The organism is Leucobacter luti (genome assembly GCF_019464495.1).
GTDB classification, from domain to species: domain Bacteria; phylum Actinomycetota; class Actinomycetes; order Actinomycetales; family Microbacteriaceae; genus Leucobacter; species Leucobacter luti_A.
On the sequence record NZ_CP080492.1, the window covers coordinates 3,375,390 to 3,393,802 of the forward strand.

The window sequence follows — 18,413 nt, forward strand, 5'->3', positions numbered from 1 at the left end:
GCATGTCTATCCACAACGCCCACAACCGGGCTCTGTGAGGGGAAGTTCCTGCCGACAATATTGGCAGGAGGTCACCCCAATGAACCCTGCATCATCCCCCCAACACCCCCAACGCTCTCACCACGCGGGAGCGCTCTTCGCTGCTCCTGCGCTTGAGGCCTCAAAACAGCTCACACTCGGCGCTCGCGGTGAGGCGGTCGCAGCCGACTTTCTCGCCACGCTCGGCTATCGCATCCTCGACCGCAACTGGCACAGCCGGTACGGCGAACTCGACCTGGTGGTGCGGGACGGTGATGCGCTGGTCGCCGTCGAGGTCAAAACCCGGGGCGGCGAGAAATTCGGGGGTCCCCTGACCGCGATCACTGCGCGCAAAGTCGGGCGCCTCAGACGGCTGCTCTTTGAGTGGGTGCGAACACACCAGGAGCGAAGCAAAGAACTCAGGATCGACGCCATCGGCATTACGATCCTCCCGGGGCAGCAGCCGCAGGTAGATCATCTGCGAGGCATCTCGTGACCGATGACATCGTCTGTAGAGCTGCGGCGGTTGCGCTCACCGGGCTCGACGGCACGGCGGTCACGGTTGAAGCTGCCGTGTCGCAGCAGCTTCCCGGCATGACCATTATCGGACTGCCGGATACTGCGCTCGCTGAGGCGAAACTTCGCGTGCGCACCGCAACAACACAGGCGGGGATCCAGCTCTCGAACCGTTTCGTGACGGTGAACCTTAGCCCAGCGGCGCTTCCGAAGCACGGGGCCGGATTCGACCTCGCGATCGCGCTTGCGGCCCTTGCAGCTTCGCGGCGCATGCCGGCAGCCCACCTTGCTGACACCGTCCACCTCGGAGAGCTTGGTCTTGGCGGGGAGCTTCGTCGACCAGCCGGCCTGCTCTCGGCCACCGTCGCCGCACGTCGTCTGGGGTTCCGCCGCATCATGGTCCCCGCAGAGTGTGGCGACGAGGCTGCGCTCGTCCCAGGGATCGAGGTGGTTGCGGTCGCCACACTCACCGAGGCGGTCGAATGGTATCGCCAGGGCTGCCAGGTCACTCGAACGCCGTCGCCGGCTGTTCACACGAGCAACCGTCCGGTCAGTGCCGCGGTGGAGGGCACCCCCAAGCAGCAACCCGATGATGTGTCCGAGATCGTGGGGCAACCCGACGCCGTTGAGGCACTCGTAATCGCAGCTGCGGGACGCCACCACCTGTCGCTCCTCGGGCCGCCCGGGGCGGGCAAGACCATGCTCGCGATGCGCCTGCCCACTGTGCTCCCAGAGCTCACCGATTCCGAGGCTCTCGAAGCGAGCAGCATCGCCTCGCTCGGCGGGACTGCACTCACCGAGCTGGTGCGGCGGCCGCCTTTTGAGAGCCCACACCACACTGCCTCGCCTGTGGCGATCATCGGCGGAGGAATGGGTAACGTCGTGCGGCCCGGAGCAGTGACGCGCGCGCATCATGGGGTCCTGCTCATGGACGAGGCGCCAGAGTTTCCGCGAGCGGTGCTTGACGCGCTGCGGCAACCGCTCGAATCCGGCACAATCGAGATCCACCGCGCGCAGCTCCGCACGGCGCTCCCAGCGCGCGTGCAACTCGTGCTCGCAGCGAACCCGTGCCCGTGCGGGAACGCCGGCTCACCCGACACCGCGCTGGAGTGCCACTGCCCGCCGAGTGTGCGCGTGAGATACCAGCAACGTATCTCAGGGCCGCTGGCTGATCGCATCGACCTGCACCTCACACTGCACCGAGTGTCGCGCGTGGCGCGCTCAGATCCAGAACACGCTGCCCCCACGAGCGCCGAACTGCGCGCCCGAGTCGTGTGCGCGCGGGAGCGGGCAGGTGAGCGACTGCGCGGAACGCCCTGGCGCGTCAACGCGGAGGTGCCGGGACGCTGGCTTCGAAACTCAGAGCAGCGGTTGCCGCGTAGCGACACGGCGATACTCGACCGCGCTCTGGCGCGGGAGGCCTCACACTGCGCGGCTACGACCGGGTCCTGCGTGTCGCGTGGAGCATCGCAGACCTCGCGGGTCATGAGCGGCCCAGGCGCGACGATATTGCGCAGGCACTCCTGCTCCGGAACGGGGCAGAATCGTGACCGGGACAACGCCATACATCGGTGCCGATGCCGAGCTCCGTGCACGCCTCGCGCGACTGATGCCGCGCGAGTGGAGCGGGCGAATGGCCGGACGCACCACGGAATCTCCTCACACTCCGGAACTCGCTCCCGAGCGTGCGGACGCGCTGCTCGCAAGAGTCGTGTGGTCGAGGCTTGTTGAACCGGGCGACGCAATCGCCGGCACACTCATTGCCGCACTGGGGGCCGAAGAGCTACTTGCCCTGTTGGCAGCAGGCAGGGCACCACGGATGATCAGTGCACGCGCACGCGAGGCCGGGGTTACCGAGCTATCGGATCGCGCCATCACCGCCGGAGTGCACCGGTGGCTCCCTCGTCTCAGCAGGAAAGAGTGTGTCGGAGACCTTGACCGAGCAATCGCTGCGGATATGCGGCTGCTGACTCCGGGGACCAGCGCATGGCCGGAGCCCCTCGACGATCTTGGAGCGCACGCGCCACTCGTGCTCTGGGTGCGGGGGAATACGGCGCACCTCACTGCGCCCAGCCTGGCCGTCGTCGGTGCTCGGGCCTGCACCGGCTATGGTGCGAATATCACCGCGGAACTCACACACGTCGCAGGCGACGCAGGCCTGACTATCGTCTCCGGAGCTGCCTACGGCATCGACGCAGTGGCGCATCGCACGGCGCTCGCCGCAGGGCATCCTACGATCGCCGTGTTGGCTGGTGGTGCGGACCGGATCTATCCCAGCTCGCACAGGTCGCTGCTTCATCGCATCGGAGTTGACGGCCTCGTGTGTTCAGAACTGGTGCCAGGCGCCGCGCCGACCCGGTGGAGATTTCTGCAACGCAACCGATTGATCGCTGCGCTTTCAGGGGCAACGCTCGTCACCGAGGCGGGCCTGAGATCAGGCTCCCTGAATACAGCTGGGCACGCGGCGAGCCTGGGGCGAACGCTCGGTGCAGTGCCCGGGCCGGTGACGAGTGCCGCATCTGCGGGCTGTCACCGCCTGATTCGTGAATACGGCGCGCAACTCGTATCGAATGAGGAGGAACTGCGCGAGCTGCTCGACGTGCCACGGACCGCGCTCGCAGACCTGGGCGCACCGGCCGGAGCAAAAGCAGAAGCCGAATTGGGAACTGAAGCTGGATCAGGCGCGGAGACCGCAGCGGGAATTTCGGCTGGAGAAGGAACGGGGCTCGGGCTGGGGGCCGGCTCAGAACCCACGAACCGTTCGCTGGCAGGGGTACGGGGCACCCCTGCAGAGTTCGAGGTGAGTGGCGGCGCCGAGTCGGGTGCCGTGCGGCAGCCCGCGGTGCAGCAGCGGGTGATCGATGCGTTGCCGTTGCGGGGGAGTCGGAGCGCGGAGGACGTTGCGCGCCGCGCGGGTATCGGCAGAGCCGAAGCTCGTGGAGTGCTCGCCGAGCTGGAACTCCTGGGATATGTGGCTCGTCGCGAAACGCCGAGCCGTGGCGGAGACGAGTGGGGGCTGCAGCGACGAGAATGAGAACATGCACCTCGAAGCGGCGACCACGGCGTTCCTCGCGGCTGTCCGTGCGGAGTACGGCTATTCGGAGCACACTGTGCGTGCCTATCGCCGAGACCTGCAGGACTTCACAGAGTTCGCGGACCGGATGGGCGCAACGCAACTGGCGGACTGTGAGCTCGAGCTGATGCGGGCTTGGCTCTGGGACCGACAGCAGCGTGGGCTGGCGGCGAGCACGCTCGCCCGGAACGTTGCCACCCTGAAGTCATTCGGCACCTGGCTCGAGCGCAGCCGCCTCGTGCCAGGCAACCCCGCCTCCCGGCTGCGCACACCGAAGGCCCCGCGTGCGCTTCCGCGGGTGCTGGGCGACGAACAGATCAGCAGGATCCTTGACCGAGTCGCTACGCGTGCTGCGGGCGGCGACCCGGAAGCACTGCGTGATCACGCCGTGCTTGAACTGCTCTACGCCACCGCTTTGCGTGTCTCCGAGCTGTGCGGACTCAGCCCGAGCGGGTTGGATCGGCGCGAGCGGACCGTGCGGGTGCTCGGAAAGGGTGGGAAAGAACGAGTGGTCCCGTTCGGGGCCCCAGCAGCTCGTTCGCTCGAGAGCTACCTTGTGCGAGCCCGCCCTGCGCTCATCGCGCGGGCCGAAGCAGTGCAAGTGGCCGTCGGGCGCGCCGACGCGGCTGACGTGGCTGACACGGCTGACGCGGCTGACGCGCACGACGCACCCGACACGGCCCGAGCGCGGGGTGGCACTGCAGCGGGGCCCGAGGTGGCTCCAAGGCTCGCCCGCCACACCAGCTCCGGTCCAGCAGCACCACTGTTCCTGGGGAACCAGGGCGCGCCGCTAACGCCGAGCGCGGTCTATCGGCTGGTGTCCCGCGAGCTCGCGCAGGAACCGGGAAGCGGACCGAGCGGCCCGCACACGCTCAGACACACTGCCGCAACTCATCTCCTCAACGGTGGCGCAGATCTGCGTGTGGTGCAGGAGATGCTGGGCCACTCCAGTCTCGCGAGTACCCAGGTCTACACGCACGTGTCGACCGAGCGCCTCGCCGAACGCTACCGTCAGGCCCACCCGCGCGCCTAGGGCCGCTCTCGCCCCGGCCTCGGTCGGCACGTTGAGTGCCCGCTCACCAGGGCAGCAGGACCGGTGCCCCGAGCAGGAATCGGAGCGGAGACACGTACTCCTCGTTCACGCGTACGCCGAGGTGCACGCATTCGCTCTCGCAGTGCCCTCCGCTTGCGATTGTTCCCACTGACCCGCCGCGCGGCACAGTCGATCCCACGCTCAGTGGGCTCGTCAGTGGCTCGATCGAATAGACCGTTGTTGCGTTCACGCGAATGGTGATCGTGTCGCGATCCACCACGCTCCCAACAAAGGACACGGTGCCGCCCTCTGGCGCGCGCACCGCAGCCCCAGGCGCAGCCGGAAGATCAATGCCGCGGTGTCCCGAGCTGTAGGGCGTTGGTGGTGCGAGATACGGGCCGGAGACTACGAGCTGCCCAGCCAGCGGTGAGAGCCAGCGGTCGGGGCCCACGGCACCGGCAGCTGGGCCCGCAGCGTGCACGATGCCTAGCGTGACGGTCACGGCGCCTGCGGCAGCGACTGCGAGGAGCAGTGCGGTAGCCGGAACGGCTGTGGTACCGGAGCGAGTAATCGCGCGCGCTGCTGCTCGCGAAACTGAGCGAGCAGCAGCGCGCGCTCCAGATGCAGAACCAAGTAGAGGCGTCATGGTGACCAGCTTGTGTGAAGTCGTGCGGGAGGGCATCAGGGAACCAGGAAACGTGGAGAACTGGTCGAGAGGGGGCCGAATTACGTGGGTGTGCGCGAAGAGGGAAATCCGAACAACATTGCGCCGGTGTCATGCGTAGACGGAGCCGAAGCGGATGCTACACTTGTCGATGCACCTCGAAAGAGGTGACTTCGCGTGCCTACTCACCGGAGCGCCGCCACCGGTCTTCAGTTCCTCGGAACGAAGCGGCGGAGCACGAAGGCACCAGGATCTGGTCGCAACCGCGACCGAAGAAACCGAAAGAGCGCGCCTATTGGGGTGCGCAGAACAGGAGACGGCAATGGCCGTTGTAACCATGCGCCAGCTGCTCGACAGCGGCGTCCACTTCGGACACCAGACGCGTCGCTGGAACCCGAAGATGAAGCGCTTTATCTTCACCGAGCGCTCGGGCATCTACATCATCGACCTCCAGCAGTCGCTCGGCTACATCGACTCGGCATACGAGTTCGTGAAGCAGACCGTTGCCCGGGGCGGCAACGTGCTGTTCGTCGGCACCAAGAAGCAGGCTCAGGAAGCAGTCGCCGAGCAGGCGACCCGCGTGAACCAGCCCTACGTCAACCAGCGCTGGCTCGGTGGCCTGCTCACCAACTTCCAGACGGTCACCGGCCGCCTGGAGCGCATGAAGGAACTTGAGCAGCTCGACTTCGAAGGCACCACGAGTGGCTTCACCAAGAAGGAGCTTCTGCTCAAGAAGCGCGAGCTCGATAAGCTGCAGAAGTCGCTCGGCGGCATCCGCAACATGGGCAAGACCCCCTCGGCTCTCTGGGTGGTTGACACCAAGAAGGAGCACCTCGCGATCGATGAGGCGAAGAAGCTGGGCATCCCCGTTATCGCCATCCTCGACACGAACTGCGATCCCGACGAGGTCACCTACCCGATCCCGGGTAACGACGACGCGATCCGCTCGGTGGCACTGCTCACCCGCGTGATTGCTGACGCGGTGGCTGAGGGCCTCATGGAGCGCCACCAGAAGCCCGAGGCAGGCGAAGCTGCTGCTGAGCCGCTCGCTGAGTGGGAAGTTGAACTGCTCAACGCAGACGCGCCCGCAGCTGAGGCCGCTGAGACGCCCGCCGCTGAGGCTCCGGCCGCTGAGGCCCCCGCAGCTGAGGTCGCTGAGGCGCCCGCAGCTGAGGCTGCCGAAGCCGCACCTGCTGCCGAGTAATTTCGGTTCCCCGTTAGACACTGAACCACTCATAAGGAGTCACACATGGCTGCAGTAAGCATGGCCGCTGTGAAGGAGCTGCGCGAGCGTCTTGGCGCCGGCATGCTCGACAGCAAGAACGCACTCGTCGAGGCTGAGGGCGACATCGAGAAGGCGATTGAGATCCTGCGTCTCAAGGGCCTGAAGGGTGTTGCGAAGCGTGGCGACCGTGAGGCGAGCGAAGGTCTCGTCGCGGTCCGCCAGAGCGAGGGCGCTGCCACGATGATCGAGCTCGTCTGCGAGACCGACTTCGTCGCGAAGAACGAGAAGTTCATTGCACTGGCAGAGCGTGTTCTTGACGCAATCGTTGCAGCAAACGCGAAGTCCGCCGAGGAGGCCCTCGCGGCTCCCGCTGACGGCAAGACCGTTGCTGACGTGATCGCTGACGAGTCTGCGATCATCGGCGAGCGCATTGTGCTTCGCAAGGTGACCCGCATCGAGGCGCCTGCGACCTCCGTCTACCTGCACCAGACCTCGAAGGATCTGCCGCCGCAGATCGGCGTGGTTGTGGGCTACGAGGGCGATGACGCAGCTGCTGCACTCAGCATCGCGCGTCACATCTCGTTCGCTGATCCCCTCTACGTTGCGCGTGAAGAAGTTCCCGCTGCTGACGTGGAGAAGGAGCGCGAGATCGTTACCGAGATCTCGAAGAACGAGGGCAAGCCCGAGGCAGCGCTGCCGAAGATCGTTGAAGGTCGCCTCAACGCGTTCTTCAAGCAGGTCGTGCTCGGCGAGCAGGTCCACGCGCTGGATGACGAGAAGCGTGAAGTGAAGAAGGTTGCTGAAGCAGCTGGAATCACGGTCACCAGCTTCGCTCGCAGCAAGGTCGGAGCCTAACTGATAGTTACGGGACCCGGGCCATTTGGTCCGGGTCCCGTGCTATGTCCGCACTACTATTGCCTCAGCTGAGGCACACCCCGTCGTACCTCACCCGTGCCTCATGAAGGAGAACAACAACATGACCGAGACCGCCGATCGTAAGCGTCGAGTTCTGCTGAAGCTCTCCGGAGAGGCCTTTGGCGGGGGCACCCTCGGCGTGAATCCCGATGTTGTGAGCCAGATTGCGCGCGAGATCGCCGCTGCCATGGAGGACGCCGAAGTCGCCGTCGTCGTTGGTGGCGGAAACTTCTTCCGTGGCGCAGAGCTCTCACAGCGCGGTATGGATCGCGCACGGGCAGACTATATGGGCATGCTGGGCACAGTGATGAATGCCCTCGCCCTCCAAGATTTCCTGGAACAGGCTGGCATCTCCAGCCGCGTCCAGTCCGCGATCACGATGACGCAGGTTGCAGAAACCTACATCCCGCTCCGCGCGATCCGCCACCTCGAAAAGGGCCGCGTCGTCATCTTCGGTGCTGGCGCTGGTTTGCCCTATTTCTCGACGGACACCGTCTCCGCGCAGCGCGCCCTCGAGATTCACGCTGACGAAGTGCTCGTCGCGAAGAACGGCGTCGATGGTGTCTACACTGCGGATCCCGCGAAGGATCCGAGCGCCACGCTGATTCACGACATCAGCTATGGTGAGGCACTCGTGCAGGGCCTGAAGGTCGTTGACTCCACGGCGTTCAGCCTGTGCATGGACAACGGTATGCCGATGCGGGTGTTTGGCATGGAGCCGGCCGGAAATGTCACCGCGGCGATCCGGGGTGAGAAGCTCGGAACCCTCGTACACCGCTAAGCTTGAATCAGTTCAGCAACTCATAAGGAGAGCACCGTGATCGAAGAGGTCTTCGTCGACATCAAGGACCGCATGAACGGCGCGGTCGAATCCGCGAAGGAAGGCTTCGCTTCGGTCCGTACCGGTCGCGCGACTCCGGCCCTTCTGCAGAACCTGCAGGTCGACTACTACGGCACCCCAACGCCGCTCCCGCAGCTCGCATCCGTGCAGAATCAGGATGCGCGCAGCCTTCTCATTACGCCCTACGACAAGGGCGCGATGAAGGACATCGAGCAGGCGATCCGGGATATGCCCAACCTCGGCGCAAATCCCTCGAACGATGGCACCGTCATCCGCGTCACCCTCCCCGATCTCACTGAAGAGCGCCGCAAGGAGTTCGTGAAGATCGTCAAGGGCCGCGCAGAGGACGCCCGCGTTGCGATTCGCAATGTTCGCCGCCAGGGCAAGGATGATCTTGAGTCGCTCAAGAGCGAGGTCGGCGAGGATGATGTTGCTCGAGCTGAGAAGGAGCTTGAGGCAGTCACGAAGCAGTTCATCGAGCAGATCGATGATGCGCTGAAGCGCAAAGAGGCTGAGCTGCTGGAGGTTTAGGCTGCATGCCCGGCTCGGACAAGCGCGACGAGTTGCGCAACGCGCTCGAATCGACGCGCGCCCAGCTTGAGGCGACGAACGCTCGAATCGAGGCGCGTGCGGGGCGCAACCTTTTCTTTGCGATCCTTTCGGGATTGGTTTTTGGGGGAGTGTTCCTGGCGAGCCTGTTGCTCGTGAAGCAACTATTCGTGGTGCTCGTCGCCGTGATCGTTGCTGTTGCGCTCGTAGAGCTGGCGTCTGCGTTCCGGGTCTCTGGGAGGCGAGTGCCCCGTGCCGGGGTCGTGCTCGGTGGCCTGATCGTCGTGGGTGGTGCCTACTTCTGGGGCGCTGAGGGGATGCTCCTCGGGCTCTTCACGGGATCGGCGCTGCTGACCGTGTGGCGGCTCATCGAAGGGCTGTTCCCCGCGTGGGAGACGCCGCCACGAACCCTGGTGCGAGACGTATTCTCGGGCCTGTTCACGCTGGTCTACGTCGCATTCCTCGCATCGTTCACGGTGCTGCTGGTAGAAGCTGAGCGTGGTGAATGGTGGGTGTTCTCGCTCGTGGTGATCGTCGTGTCCGTTGATGTCGGCGCATATGCGGCTGGTGTGACACTTGGCAAACACAAAATGACTCCGCGGATCAGCCCGAACAAGACCTGGGAAGGGTTCTTCGGCGCTGCTGTGCTCGCCGCGACCGTCGGCGTGCTCGTCGCGATATTCGCGCTGCAACAGCCCTGGTGGGTGGGAATCATCCTTGGAGTCGTCGTGCTGTTCACTGCGACGGGCGGCGACCTGACTGAGTCATTGATTAAGCGCAACCTCGGAGTGAAGGATATGAGTAGCTGGATCCCCGGTCATGGTGGATTCCTTGATCGCCTGGATTCTCTGCTTCCCTCGGCGGTTGGTGTGTACGGTGTCGCCCTATTTCTCGGGGTGGTGTGATGGCCGCACACTCTCAGCAAGTCCGTCGTCGCACCGGGCAGAATGGTGCGGTGCACAATTCGTTCCCACTCGCCACAGGAACCCAGCCAGGCTATGCGCCCGAGCAGGTCGATGAGTTTCTTGGTCGAGCCCGTGCCTCATATGAGGGTGCGGACACTGCTGGCTCTGGCATGACCGCAGAGGAAGTCCGTCAGACGGCATTTCCTGTGAAGCGCGGTGGGTACGCCACGCGCTATGTGGATGCCGCGCTGGATCGGCTTGAAGAAGTCTTCTTTGAGCGCGAGCGCCGAGCGAAAGTTCGTGCGGCCGGTGAAGAGGCGTGGTGGGATGAAACTCGCGCGTTGCTCTCTGACGTGCGTGGTCGGATCCAGCGTCCACGTGGCAGTCGATTCCGCAGGCGTGGCGTGTTTGCCACGGGCTACCGGAGATCCCAGGTCGATGCGTTCTTGGATCGTGTTGCTGAGATGTTCGAGCGCCGCGAACTGGGACTCAAGCCCGCTGAGGTGCGCGATGTGGTCTTCCACTCGCAATGGCGAGGCTATGACGAGGATCAAGTCGACGCGTTGCTTGATGGCGTGGTCGAACTCATCCTCTCCACGCGCTAGGCGCGTTCCGTGAGTCCCGGCGCGCCAGATTTCGCGCTGCCGTTGTCTCGAACCGATTGCTGATATAAGATCGTTACATTGTGGCTCCTGTGAATGCAAAATCCGTCTCCCGCTGGTCGCGTCTGCGCGCCCCCGTCGCAACGCTTGCCGTTGCGGGTTTCCTCGGGGCCGCCATTATCGCGCCGTTCTCGCTGCCCGGTGCAGAAGCGGACGTTGACGCGCTCGCTTTCCAGGATCGAATCCACCAGGAGTTCACACCGAACGAATCCGACACGGCAGATCTCGTGTACGTTGATATCCCTGTGGTGCAGCTTCCGGACCCCGAAGAGGTGCGGAAGAAGCAAGAAGCTGAAGCCGCCGCAAAGGCCGCCGAAGCTGCCTCAAAGGCCGCCGCGGAGACTGCTGCGCAGTCCGGGGGCGGCGATAGCGCCGCCGCTGGCGCACCTCCGAAGTACTCGGGTGGCGGCTCGCCCGCCGAGTGGATGGCAGCCGCTGGCATCGCGGAAGCTGATTGGGGCTATGTTGACTACATTGCCTCCCGTGAGAGCACGTGGAACCCGAACGCCACGAACGCGAGCTCCGGGGCCTGTGGGCTGATCCAGGCTTACCCCTGCAGCAAAGTACCGGGGAATGGCTACGACCCTGTAGACAACCTGCGCTGGGCTACCGGCTACGCCACGGATCGCTACGGAAGCTGGGCTGCCGCATACGCGTTCTGGACCGCCAACCACTGGTGGTGATCGGGGGAGACTATGCCCCGGAAACACCGCCGCACTCGCCCGTCCGAATTGCCAGACGTCACCCGTCTCGCCAACGGCGGTGCACGCAGAGAATCCCGCAGAGGCCGAGAGTGGTTTGTGCGCGAGATCTCAGCTTCGCGCGCTGAAAAGGCGTATCGCTGTCCTGACTGCGGACAGGAGATTCCCGCAGGCCAAGCGCATCTCGTTGCCTGGTCTGCTGAGCACATGTTTGGCGATGACGCCGCAGTGCGGGATCGTCGCCACTATCATGCACACTGCTGGCGTCTCGCGTAGGGGCGGTCAGCCGAGTCGCGCTTCCGCGAGTCCGTGAGGATCTCCTCCGGTCCGCCCACCTTTGTTTAGTAGGCCAGACGATGGCCGCCTAGAAGAGCGTTGGCGTCCCCGGCCCTGCCGCATCGACGTTGACCGTGACACCGCTCGGCGCAGCACCGCCTGCGAGGCCCGGCCCCTGGTCCGGTGCGCGTCCTGCCTGGAACGCGGTCGCTGCCGCGCGTGCCCGATCGTCCGCTGCCTCATTCAGCGGGTGTCCCGCGTGCCCCTTGACCCACTCGAACTTCACGGTGCGCCCCTGCAGAGCTGCATCGATGCGTTCGAGTAGCTCTCGGTTCAGCACCGGTTTGCCGTCAGCTTTCCGCCAGCCTTTACGCTTCCAGCCCGGCATCCACTGCGTCACGGAATTGATGACGTACTGGCTATCGCACAGAATATGGAGTGGCTCTGTGGGTCGATCGGCCGTGGCGAGCAGAAGGTCGAGCACAGCCATAAGCTCGCCCTGGTTATTTGTTGCGCGTGGCCAGCCGCCAGCGCGCCACTGCTGCGCATCAATGACCCAGGCCCACCCGGCCGGGCCGGGGTTGCCGAGTGCTGATCCGTCTGCTGCAGCGGTGATTGTCATAGTTCTATCCTGCCAGAGCCGGGCGGCGCTGGCGTTCCACGAGACGGCCGAGCGTGGCAGCGCGCGGCCGTGGAGGTCCAGCGCCCGCCAGGCCGCGTCTCTCGCCCGGCTGAGCGCCCCGCAGAACGCAGCGCGGCTCGGATGATCAGCTGTGCTGCTGCGCTGGGGGCGTGTCCAATTCAGAAACGGGCTGCATGGCGGCCGCATCGGGCTCGACGGGAAGCTCGGAATCCGCCGAAACTTCCTGCGCGGCAGAGACCGAACCAGCGACCGGTGCGTCGACCAGTCGCCCGGCGACCGTGCTCATCTTCTGAGCATTCGTGATGACTTCACCCAGGCTTTCGAAGTAGCGCGCAACGGCTCCTCGCTCGACCTTCAGCTGAGTCATACGGTCCTCGGCCGCCGCAAGCACCTTCGCCGCGCGGTCTTCAGCCGACGCGAACGTGGTCTGCGCACGCTGTTCCGCCTCAAGCACGATCTCGGCGGCCTGCCGCTCGGCGATCGCCCGCGCATTCCGCGCATCCTGCGCTGCTTCCCGGGTGATCTGTTCGTACTCGGTGCGGGCGGCATCGAGCTGGATCCGCAGTTCGCTGAGTTCTGCGGTGGCCGCCGCGATTTCGCGCTGCGATGCCTCCGCCGCCTCACGCTGCCTCGCGGCGAGATCCTGTTCAAGCGTCTCACGCTGCTCAGTGGCGAGAAGCGCGAAGCTGCGGGTGTCGGAGTCGATCTTCTCGGTCAGCTCTCGTGCCGCATCCTCGGCAGCGCTCCGCAGCGCCGCGAGCTGTGCTTCCTCGGTGCCACGGTATTCCGCGAGCTCGGCGACGGTGTCGGCGCGGAGCAGGTCGGTCTCCTCGGTGACCGCTGCGCGCAGCGCTTCCACCTCGCGAGCGATTGCAGCTTCCTGTGCTTCGCGCTGTGTCCGCAGGTCCTCGGTGTGCTGGGCGAGCGCCGCGGCGATCTCGCGATCGTGTTCCTCCCGCTCCCGTGCGAGGTCCGCGGTGAGCTTCGCGCGCTCGCGCTCGATCTGCAGTTCGAGCGCCTCACGCTCAAGTCCAAGCGCCTCAGCGGCCTCTTCGCGCTCGATTCGCATTCGCTCGGTTTCCGCGGCTTGCTCGTCGGCGATCTGCTGCTGGTGCGCTGTGAGCTGTGCGGCGAGACGTTCCTCCTGCACCGTCGCTGCGTCGGCGATCCTGGCCTCGTGATCTGCGAAGCCGCGCGCCTGCTCGGCCGCTGCGCGCTCCCGCTCATCGCTGAGTTCCTGCTCATGCACCCCGCGCTCGGCGTCGATCTTGGCGCGGTGCGTGTCCCACTCGGCGATGAGTCGATCCTGATGGCTCGCCAGTTCGCTGCCAATCCGGCTCTCGTGCGCGCTGCGTTCAGCCGCGATTCGGTCGGAGTGGGCCGTGAGTTCGTCTGCGAGAGTCGCGTCGTGTGCTGCCCGCTCGTTCGCGATGCTCACGTCGTGCGCTGAACGCTCACTTGCGATGCGGTGCTCGTGGCTCGCGCGCTCGCTGGCGATGGTGGCTTCGTGGGTGTCGCGTTCCTGCGCGATCGAGGCCTCGTGTGCCTCGCGTTCCTGCGTGATAGTGGCTGTGTGCTGCGCGAGCTCCTCGGCGATGGCGGTCTCGTGCGCTTCTCGCTCAGCGGAGATCGCGCTCTGGTGCGCAGCGAGTTCAGAGGCGATTCGTTCCTGGTGCTCTGCGAGTTCTGTGCTGAGCCGCAGTTCATGAGCGTCGAGTTCGCCGGTGAGTCGGGACTCGTGCGCGTCCTGCTCATCGCGGAGCCGGGCTTCATGCGCGACAATTGCGGCGCGGAGCGCGTCGTCTTGAGCGTCGCGTTCCTCCGCAAGCTCGGCCTCATGTGCCTCGCGCTCGTTCGTGATCCGATCGCGGTGCGCCGTCAGCTCAGCGGTGAGCTGTGCCTCTTGCTGGGCGCCGGCTGCGGCGAGTTCCGCTTCGTGACGTGCCCGCTCGTCCGCGCGCTCCTCAGCCGCCCGCGCGGAGAGCCGCTCCTGCTCGCGTGCGGTCTGGTCGGTCAGCGTCGCAAGCTCTGCGCGATGCGCTTCAAGCTCGCGAGTGATCGCAGCATCGTGCTCCGAACGCTCCTGCGCACTGCGATCGAGGTGCGTCTGCTGCTCAAACGCGATGCGACGATCGTGCTGCTCCCGTTCCGCTCGCAGTGCCTCGTCGTGCTCCTGACGCTCCTGAGCGATGCGGCCGCGCAACGTCTCAATCTCGGTGGTGAGTGCGCGCCGCTGCGCGTCCATGCCCGATTCGAGTTCTCGGGAGCGCTCCGTGAAGCGCTCTTCGAGCTCAGCCTCTTCACGCTGGCGTTTGGCTTCGAACTCAGCGCGGGCGCGTTCGCCCTCGCGGATGAGGCGCGCGCGTTCTTGCTCGGCTTCCCGCTCGCTCTCCTCTTGCTGGCGTGCAAGCGAGACAGCGTGCTGCTCAGTTTGGGTGCGGAGTTCCTCAGCGGCGGCGCGAGCCTCGGAGGTGACGCGCTCAGCTTCTGCTTGAGCAGTCGCGAGTGCGGCCTGTGCTTCGCGGTGCGCACCCTCGCGCTCAGCGCCCGCTTCACGCTCGGCAGAGCTTCGCGTGAGCTCGGCCGTGCGCTGAGCTTCGTCGAGGAGGCGTTCACGCTCGGCGTTTGCCGCGGCGTCCTGCTGGGCCGCATCGGTCCGTGCGCCGGTAATGAGGACCTCAGCTTGTTCAGAAGCGGAGTTCAGGAGCTCGTCAGCGCGAGCTTGCGCCGCACTGAGTACTCGGTTGCTCTCTTCCTCCGTCGAACGCCGCAGCTTCTCGGCGTCAAGATCTGCCTGCGCCATGAGCCGCTGTGCATGATCTTCAGCAACCTGAAGGCTTTTTTCCACGCGCAGCCCGAGGCCCGAGTAGCCGCTGGCGCCGAGCTCGGCGACCTGTTCCTGCAACTCTGCAATGAGCTGGCGTTGTTCCTGCCCGACGCTGGTGGCTTGCTGATGCGCTGCTTGCAGCGCATCGATATGCGATTGCAGAGCGCCGATATGGCCGGTGAGAGCTTGGACTCGCTCATCGACTTCTTCGCGGTTGTACCCACGGAACGCAGGGGTGAAAGGCTGGACTGCTTCGGACACGTGCTCTCCGGAATCTGGAACGAGGGATCCCGCGGTCGTGCCGGGGGTGGCGGCGCGGGCCTGTATGGGTTCATGATAGTTCACATCCCTTGGCGTCGTGTGGAGTTTGCGTGGCCGACAGAGGGAATCCCGAGCTTCTGCGCATGTCTTATGCGGAAAGCTCCGGTAGCGTTGAACGCTGAGGATCCGATTGCGTGCACCGAGAGTGGGTTGCGGTGACCGGAACGGACAACCAATGTGAGGAGCCCACGTGCGATACGTGCTTGCGATTGCGACGCTTGTGCTTTCCGGCGTGCTGCTAATTCTTGGAATCGGCCAGCGAACCTTTCTTGCCGGACCAGCCGAGATTAGCTTCCCTGTCGATACCAAGTCGGAGACGGGCTTCGCGGTCGTTGACGGCGCCGAGTTCTCGAAGATGCCGGGACAGGCGAACGTCGTGGTGAAGGGCGAGCAAGCGTTCGTCGCCACGGGGGCAACCCGGGATGTGCGCGGGTGGCTTGAGCCGTTCTCACACGCAGAGCTCTCCGTGAATACCCAGGGTGAGCGCCTGTTGAGCGCGCTGATCGCGCCGGCTCCCGATGCCGCGCCGGAGAACGTGACCGCTGAGACGGGTCTCGATCCACGAGGCAGTGATCTGTGGCTCGAAGAGCGATCGATCGACGATTCGGGCAGCGGCGTCGAGACGGAGACGCTGCGTGTGCCGGTATCGCTCACGGCCGATCAGTCGGTATTGATCGCCTCCGACGGTACGCAGCCGGTTCCGAAAGATGTGTCACTCGTGTGGGCGCAGGATCGCAGCACGCCGCTAGCAGGTCCGTTCCTCGTCGGTGGAGGACTGCTCGCGCTTATCGGTGGCCTGCTCTACCTGCTCGCAGTGGATCACAACCGACGCGCGCTCGGACCGCGCCGCGGACGCAGGGGGCCGTTGCAGGGCCTCCGCAACCGTCCGACCGGTGGCGGGCGCCGCCGCTCGGTGAAGTCGGTGCCTGCTCCGACTGCTCCGGCGCAGCCCGTGGCAGATCCGGATCAGGCGGCGGGGACGCGAGCCGCGGCTCCCACGCCCGAGGCCACGCAGGCTGTGGATCCTGCACCGGAGCCCACGCAGGCTCCGGACCAGAAACCCGCGCCCTCGACGCCGGAACAGCCGGAACAGCCGGAGACCAAATCCGAACGCCGCGCCGTCACTCCTGGCAAGCGACGTGTGCTGCGCCGTGGACTGCTCCCGGCGCTGGGTCTCACCGCCGCGCTTGGCCTGACCGGATGCTCCGCGAGCTACTGGCCCCAGTTTGAGCCTGCCGCGTCCACAGAAGCGGCCCCCACGACATCACCGTCTGCAGTGGCTCCTGTTCCAGTGACTGAGGGCCAGCTACACCGGATCATTACGCAAATCGCCGATGACGCCGCGCAGGGTGACGAATCACTCAACGCCGCAGTGCTGAGCGAGCGCTTCTCGGGCGATGCACTCGCCCAGCGGACAGCCAACTACACGATCCGTGCGGAGAAGCCAGATTATGCCGTGGTGCCGCCACGGATCACGGATCAGGAACTCGACTACGAGCTCATGCAGAGCACCGAGACATGGCCGAGGACCCTGTTTGTGACGGTCGCTTCGACACCAGGAAGCGAAGCCGCTCCTGCTGAAGGCGAAGAAGCTGCGACGTCGGAGGCAGCCTCGTCGCCCTCGCTGGCCCTCGTAATGTCACAGCAGAATCCGCACGAGAACTACCACGTCTCACGCGTGATTGCGCTCCGCGGGGGAATCTCGATGCCGCAGGCCGCGCCAGCAGAGGACGGCACCGCCGTGCTCTCGAACAACATCGAAACGCTCGTGCTGCCTCCTGGGGAGGTCGGAACCGCGTATGCCGCGCTCTTGCAGAACGGTGCAGAGGCTGAGCAGGCGAAGTTCTTCGATCTTGAGACGGACACGCTGCTCAGTACGTACGGCAAGGTTCGTACCGAACAAGCGCAGTCTCAGTCTGACGAAAAGGGGCAGACGATGAAGTTCTCTGTCGCTGCGCGCCAGGGGGACGAAACTCCGGTGGCCCTGTCCACCGGAGCGGGCGGGGCGCTCGTGGCGACCACAGTGATCGAGGAACAGATCGTGGACGCTGACGGTGGACGCTACAAGCCCCAGGCCAAGGGCGAAGTAACGGCCCTCTCGGGGCTGACCGGAGAGCAGGATCGCCTGGTGCAGGAAGTCGCGCACCAGATGCTGTTCTTCGTCCCGAGCAAGGCCGAAGACGCAAAGATTCAGCTGCTCGGAGTTACGAGCGAGCTGGTGGGAGTGAGGAACTAAGAATGACCCAGCAGATTCCCGAACGACTGCCCGGTGGCGGAATTGATCTGAGCCACCTCGCGGCGCGCGGCCAGGCCAGTGGCCAGCAGAGCGGAGCCCCAGCGGCTGCGGGTGCAGGTGCACCCGCAGGGGCGCAGGTGGTCGACGTGCCATCGCTGGTCATGGATGTCACTGACGCAAGTTTTGAGCAGGCCGCGCAGCTCTCGACAGTGGTGCCGGTCATCGTCGAGCTGTGGGCCGAATGGAGCGAGCCGGGTACGTCGCTGAGCCCGGTGCTCGCGAAAGTCACCCGTGAGCTCGCAGGCCGTGCTCTGCTCGCGCGGGTGAATGCCGACGCAAATCCTGGCCTGGTGCAGGCATTCCAGGCCCAGTCGATTCCGACTGTCGTTGCCCTCATCGGCGGCCGTCCCGTGCCACTGTTCCAGGGCGCGCAGCCCGAAGAGCAGGTGCGCGAGATCTTCGGGCAATTGATGCAGCTGGCGGAGCAGCACGGCGTGGTCGGACGCGTCGCAGCGCCGGACAGTGACGGCTCGGACGAGCCTCAGGTCCCCGCGGAGCCCGAAATTCCTGCGGCCCACGTCGCGGCAGTTGAGGCTGCGGAGCGCGGCGATTTCGAGACCGCGGTCGCCGAGTGGGAAGCAGTTCTGTTGAAAGCGCCTGCTGACGCGGTTGCGCGTGCCGCGCTCGTGCAGATGAAGCTTCTCCAGCGGCTCTCCGGGGCAAACGCTGAGGCAATCCGCTCGGCCGCTGCTGCCGCACCTCAGGGGGTAGCCGAGCAGCTCGCCGTCGCTGATCTCGACCTCTCCGGTGGACACATCGAAGATGCCTTTTTGCGTCTGCTCGATCTCTTCGCGGTGAGCGGCGAAGATGAGCGCGCTGTGGTGCGCGAGCGCCTGCTTGAACTGTTTGAAGTGGTCGGTGTCGCAGATCCGCGCGTGATCGCTGCTCGCGGGCGGCTCGCGAACCTGCTCTACTGAGCGGCTTCGAGGTGTCTGACACGCGCGCGTA

The 18,413-nt window shown here is 65.4% G+C and carries 16 protein-coding genes and 1 pseudogene; 14 read left to right on the forward strand and 3 right to left on the reverse strand.

Going from position 1 to position 18,413, the window contains the following annotated elements:
- The first annotated feature begins 79 nt into the window (after positions 1–79).
- The 4 genes and pseudogenes from K1X41_RS15100 to K1X41_RS15115 all read left to right on the forward strand — a co-directional run bounded on the left by K1X41_RS15100 (position 80) and on the right by K1X41_RS15115 (position 4,640).
- A complete protein-coding gene (locus K1X41_RS15100) occupies positions 80–514 on the forward strand; it encodes a YraN family protein (protein ID WP_220175002.1) in 435 nt (144 codons plus the stop codon).
- Positions 511–2,084, forward strand: a pseudogene (locus tag K1X41_RS15105) (YifB family Mg chelatase-like AAA ATPase). The gene K1X41_RS15100 and the pseudogene K1X41_RS15105 overlap by 4 nt, the downstream one beginning before the upstream one ends.
- A gap of 83 nt (positions 2,085–2,167) precedes the next feature.
- Positions 2,168–3,568 carry a DNA-processing protein DprA gene (dprA, locus tag K1X41_RS15110; RefSeq protein ID WP_258566744.1) on the forward strand — a complete coding sequence of 467 codons (1,401 nt, stop codon included), beginning with the start codon at positions 2,168–2,170 and terminating at the stop codon, positions 3,566–3,568.
- 4 nt (positions 3,569–3,572) lie between these two features.
- Positions 3,573–4,640, forward strand: a complete 1,068-nt coding sequence (locus K1X41_RS15115) for a tyrosine recombinase XerC (protein ID WP_220175003.1) — start codon at positions 3,573–3,575, stop codon at positions 4,638–4,640.
- A gap of 43 nt (positions 4,641–4,683) precedes the next feature.
- On the opposite strand, the gene K1X41_RS15120 is transcribed toward K1X41_RS15115, so the two are convergent.
- Positions 4,684–5,286 carry a M23 family metallopeptidase gene (locus tag K1X41_RS15120; protein WP_220175004.1) on the reverse strand — a complete coding sequence of 201 codons (603 nt, stop codon included), beginning with the start codon at positions 5,284–5,286 and terminating at the stop codon, positions 4,684–4,686.
- 340 nt (positions 5,287–5,626) lie between these two features.
- Here K1X41_RS15120 and rpsB point away from each other — a divergent pair, with 340 nt between their 5' ends.
- The 8 genes from rpsB to K1X41_RS15160 all read left to right on the forward strand — a co-directional run bounded on the left by rpsB (position 5,627) and on the right by K1X41_RS15160 (position 11,378).
- Positions 5,627–6,508, forward strand: coding sequence for a 30S ribosomal protein S2 (rpsB, locus tag K1X41_RS15125; protein ID WP_132202782.1), 882 nt, complete (start codon positions 5,627–5,629; stop codon positions 6,506–6,508).
- 45 nt (positions 6,509–6,553) lie between these two features.
- Entirely contained in the window at positions 6,554–7,384 is an 831-nt protein-coding gene (tsf, locus tag K1X41_RS15130; RefSeq protein ID WP_132202784.1) for a translation elongation factor Ts, read from the forward strand.
- 121 nt (positions 7,385–7,505) lie between these two features.
- Positions 7,506–8,225 (forward strand): UMP kinase, encoded by a 720-nt coding sequence (pyrH, locus tag K1X41_RS15135; protein ID WP_132202786.1) that lies wholly within the window; start codon positions 7,506–7,508, stop codon positions 8,223–8,225.
- Positions 8,226–8,261: 36 nt separating this feature from the next.
- Positions 8,262–8,816 carry a ribosome recycling factor gene (gene frr, locus K1X41_RS15140; RefSeq protein WP_132202788.1) on the forward strand — a complete coding sequence of 185 codons (555 nt, stop codon included), beginning with the start codon at positions 8,262–8,264 and terminating at the stop codon, positions 8,814–8,816.
- A gap of 5 nt (positions 8,817–8,821) precedes the next feature.
- Complete coding sequence (locus K1X41_RS15145) at positions 8,822–9,739, forward strand: phosphatidate cytidylyltransferase (protein WP_132202790.1); 918 nt, start codon at positions 8,822–8,824, stop codon at positions 9,737–9,739.
- A 50-nt stretch (positions 9,740–9,789) separates the two neighbouring features.
- The gene (locus tag K1X41_RS15150; protein WP_243736123.1) at positions 9,790–10,344 is read left to right on the forward strand and encodes a DivIVA domain-containing protein; all 555 of its coding nucleotides are present in this window, start codon (positions 9,790–9,792) and stop codon (positions 10,342–10,344) included.
- Positions 10,345–10,433: 89 nt separating this feature from the next.
- Positions 10,434–11,084, forward strand: coding sequence for an aggregation-promoting factor C-terminal-like domain-containing protein (locus tag K1X41_RS15155; protein ID WP_133617527.1), 651 nt, complete (start codon positions 10,434–10,436; stop codon positions 11,082–11,084).
- Between the two features lie 12 nt (positions 11,085–11,096).
- Entirely contained in the window at positions 11,097–11,378 is a 282-nt protein-coding gene (locus K1X41_RS15160; RefSeq protein WP_133617526.1) for an ATP/GTP-binding protein, read from the forward strand.
- Positions 11,379–11,466: 88 nt separating this feature from the next.
- Here the strand turns inward: K1X41_RS15160 and K1X41_RS15165 are convergent, their stop codons facing one another.
- Both K1X41_RS15165 and K1X41_RS15170 read right to left on the reverse strand, forming a co-directional pair.
- Positions 11,467–12,000 (reverse strand): ribonuclease H family protein, encoded by a 534-nt coding sequence (locus K1X41_RS15165; protein WP_133617525.1) that lies wholly within the window; start codon positions 11,998–12,000, stop codon positions 11,467–11,469.
- A gap of 145 nt (positions 12,001–12,145) precedes the next feature.
- Positions 12,146–15,109, reverse strand: coding sequence for a hypothetical protein (locus K1X41_RS15170; RefSeq protein ID WP_220175005.1), 2,964 nt, complete (start codon positions 15,107–15,109; stop codon positions 12,146–12,148).
- Between the two features lie 250 nt (positions 15,110–15,359).
- Between K1X41_RS15170 and K1X41_RS15175 the strand changes: the two genes are divergently transcribed.
- Entirely contained in the window at positions 15,360–17,405 is a 2,046-nt protein-coding gene (locus K1X41_RS15175; RefSeq protein ID WP_220175006.1) for a glycosyltransferase, read from the forward strand.
- Positions 17,406–17,407: 2 nt separating this feature from the next.
- Positions 17,408–18,382 (forward strand): tetratricopeptide repeat protein, encoded by a 975-nt coding sequence (locus K1X41_RS15180; protein WP_220175007.1) that lies wholly within the window; start codon positions 17,408–17,410, stop codon positions 18,380–18,382.
- Positions 18,383–18,413 lie beyond the last annotated feature (31 nt).